This window comes from Streptomyces sp. NPDC004561, from assembly GCF_053602155.1.
Map to the genome: position 1 here is coordinate 1 of NZ_JBSGDB010000743.1, position 2902 is coordinate 2902.

The 2902-nt window shown below is 71.7% G+C and carries 3 protein-coding genes and 1 pseudogene; 3 read left to right on the forward strand and 1 reads right to left on the reverse strand.

What is annotated here, in order from left to right; translation table 11 throughout:
• Positions 1-414 (forward strand): magnesium chelatase domain-containing protein (locus ACWEN3_RS44555; RefSeq protein WP_452983877.1); only part of this gene is annotated, 414 nt, incomplete at its 5' end.
• A gap of 80 nt (positions 415-494) precedes the next feature.
• Positions 495-1619: a DNA integrity scanning diadenylate cyclase DisA gene (disA, locus tag ACWEN3_RS44560; RefSeq protein ID WP_452983880.1), complete on the forward strand. Its 1125-nt coding sequence runs from the start codon at positions 495-497 to the stop codon at positions 1617-1619.
• A gap of 85 nt (positions 1620-1704) precedes the next feature.
• On the opposite strand, the gene ACWEN3_RS44565 is transcribed toward disA, so the two are convergent.
• Entirely contained in the window at positions 1705-2511 is an 807-nt protein-coding gene (locus ACWEN3_RS44565) for a hypothetical protein (RefSeq protein WP_452983883.1), read from the reverse strand.
• A 93-nt stretch (positions 2512-2604) separates the two neighbouring features.
• Between ACWEN3_RS44565 and ACWEN3_RS44570 the strand changes: the two are divergent.
• Positions 2605-2902: pseudogene (locus tag ACWEN3_RS44570) on the forward strand (hypothetical protein); the annotation flags it as partial.

Here is a 2902-nt window from a genome sequence, read left to right on the forward strand (position 1 = left end):
TCCCGGGTGTCGATGATGCTGGCCGTCCTGGAGCAGCGTGGCAGGATCAGCGCGCTCGGCAAGCGGGACATCTACTCGGCGACGGTCGGCGGCGTGAAGCTGTCCGAGCCGGCCGCCGACCTGGCGATCGCCCTCGCGCTCGCCTCCGCCGCCAGCGACACCCCGCTGCCGAAGAACCTGGTGGCCATCGGCGAGGTCGGCCTGGCGGGCGAGGTGAGACGGGTCACGGGCGTGCAGCGCAGGCTCGCCGAGGCGCACCGGCTGGGCTTCACGCACGCGCTCGTACCGACCGATCCGGGCAAGGTCCCGTCCGGCATGAAGGTCCTGGAAGTCGCCGACATGGGGGACGCGCTGCGGGTGCTGCCGCGCTCGCGTCGCCGAGAGGCCCCGCAGGAGGCGGAGCAGCGCCGGTAGACTTTGCCCAGGTCTCGCCCGTCCGTACGAACCGAGTGCGGGAACGGGAGCGCGTCAGAACCTGCGACCGGAGGAGTGCAGTGGCAGCCAACGACCGGGCAGCAGCTCCCGGAAAGTCCGGTGGGAGTGCCGGTTCCGATCGCCTGATGCGCGCCTCGCTGAGTGCCGTGGCACCCGGTACGGCCCTGCGCGACGGCCTCGAGCGCGTGCTGCGCGGCAACACCGGCGGCCTCATCCTCCTCGGCTCCGACAAGACGGTCGAGGCGATGTGCACGGGCGGCTTCGTCCTGGACGTCGAGTTCACCGCCACCCGGCTGCGGGAGCTGTGCAAGCTGGACGGCGGCATCGTGCTGTCGTCGGACCTGTCGAAGATCCTGCGCGCCGGCGTCCAGCTGGTCCCGGACCCGACGATCCCCACGGAGGAGACGGGCACCCGGCACCGCACGGCGGACCGGGTGAGCAAGCAGGTCGGCTTCCCGGTGGTGTCGGTCTCCCAGTCGATGCGCCTGATCGCCCTGTACGTGGACGGTCAGCGCCGGGTCCTCGAGGACTCGGCGGCGATCCTCTCCCGCGCGAACCAGGCGCTGGCCACCCTGGAGCGCTACAAGCTCCGGCTGGACGAGGTCGCGGGCACGCTGTCGGCACTGGAGATCGAGGACCTGGTGACGGTGCGGGACGTGTCCGCCGTCGCGCAGCGCCTGGAGATGGTCCGGCGCATCGCCACCGAGATCGCCGAGTACGTGGTCGAACTGGGCACCGACGGCCGTCTTCTCGCGCTCCAGCTGGAGGAGTTGATCGCCGGCGTCGAGCCCGACCGCGAGCTGGTCGTCCGCGACTACGTGCCCGAGCCCACGGCCAAGCGCTCCCGCACCGTCGACGAGGCGCTGTCCGAGCTGGACGCCCTCTCCCACGCGGAACTGCTCGAAATGGGCACGGTGGCGCGGGCGCTGGGCTACACCGGTTCGCCCGAGACCCTGGACTCGGCGGTGTCCCCGCGGGGCTTCCGCCTGCTGGCGAAGGTGCCGCGTCTTCCGGGCGCGATCATCGACCGTCTGGTGGAGCACTTCGGCGGCCTGCAGAAGCTGCTGGCCGCGAGCGTCGACGATCTGCAGACCGTGGACGGCGTCGGCGAGGCCCGGGCGAGGAGCGTCCGCGAGGGGCTGTCGCGGCTGGCGGAGTCGTCCATCCTGGAGCGGTACGTCTGACTCCCGGGGCCGGCGCATCGCGTCGCCGGCCGCGGATCCGTCGCGCCAGGCCCTGCGGTTCCCCGCGTCCCTGCCGGTCGCAGCGCTAGTCCGCCGACAGGACGAAGGACGCCTGGACCTTTCCGTAGCCGGGCGCCTTGGCCTCCAGCAGGTAGGTGCCCGCCTTCGCCGAGCCCGCGGCGGGCGTCGCGCACTGCGGCGCGCTCGGCCTGCGGTCCCACTTCACGGTGTACGTGATGCTCTGGCCGGCCGGCACCCGGAACAGCAGGTTTCCCGCGCCCTTGGGGCAGTCGGCCGACGACCAGTACGCGTTGTCGCCGTCGGACGGCGTGATGGTCAACACCGTGCTCTTCGGTCCGAGATCGACCTTGCAGTCGCCGGAGGAGCTGTTCTTCGCGACGAGTTCAAAGGTGGGCGTCTGGTCCGGCGAGTAGGAGTTGTGCAGGCTGCGCAGGCTCAACAACGCCGCCTTGCCGGTGCAGTTGGGCAGTGTGGAGGACGCCGGGAGCGCGTCCCCCGTGACGACGCCGCCACCACCGGAACCGGATCCGGAACCGCCGCCCGAGCCGGAGGAACCGTCCCCCGAACCGCCTCCGTCACCCGAACCGCCTCCGTCACCGGACCCGCTCCCACCGGAGCCGCCGCCCGACTGGTCGCGCCCGCCCGGGTGTTGGCTGTAGGCGGGCCCGGACCCGGAGGGGCCCGGGGTGATGGTGGGCGCGGGATTCTTGCCGTTGGACTCGTCGGGGCCCTTCCTGCCGCCCCCGCCACCGGACGTGACGATCCAGGTGATCAGCAGCGCCAACACGGCGACCACCGACACCAGTACGACCCTCCGTCGCCAGTAGATGGAGGAGGGAAGCGGCCCGACCGGATTGCGCAGAGATCCCACGGCGCAAACTGTACGAGAGATCGGCGCGCTCCCTTGCGTCACCCGCCGCGCGCACACCAACTTTTCCGGATCATCATCCCGGCAACTGCCGCCTTGGGCAGGGTTCTTCCTGTTCCGCCACGCTGGGTGACCATGCGGTCACCCGCCATGCCCGTCCCGGCGTGGCAGGATCGGAAGGCCATGACTGAGAAGCTTCACACCCCCGTGATCGCCTGGTTCGACGCCCACGCCCGCGACCTCCCCTGGCGCCGCCCGGAGGCGGGCGCGTGGGGTGTGATGGTCAGCGAGTTCATGCTCCAGCAGACGCCGGTGAACCGCGTGCTGCCCGTCTACGAGCAGTGGCTCGCCCGCTGGCCGCGCCCCGCCGACCTCGCGAAGGAGGCTCCCGGCG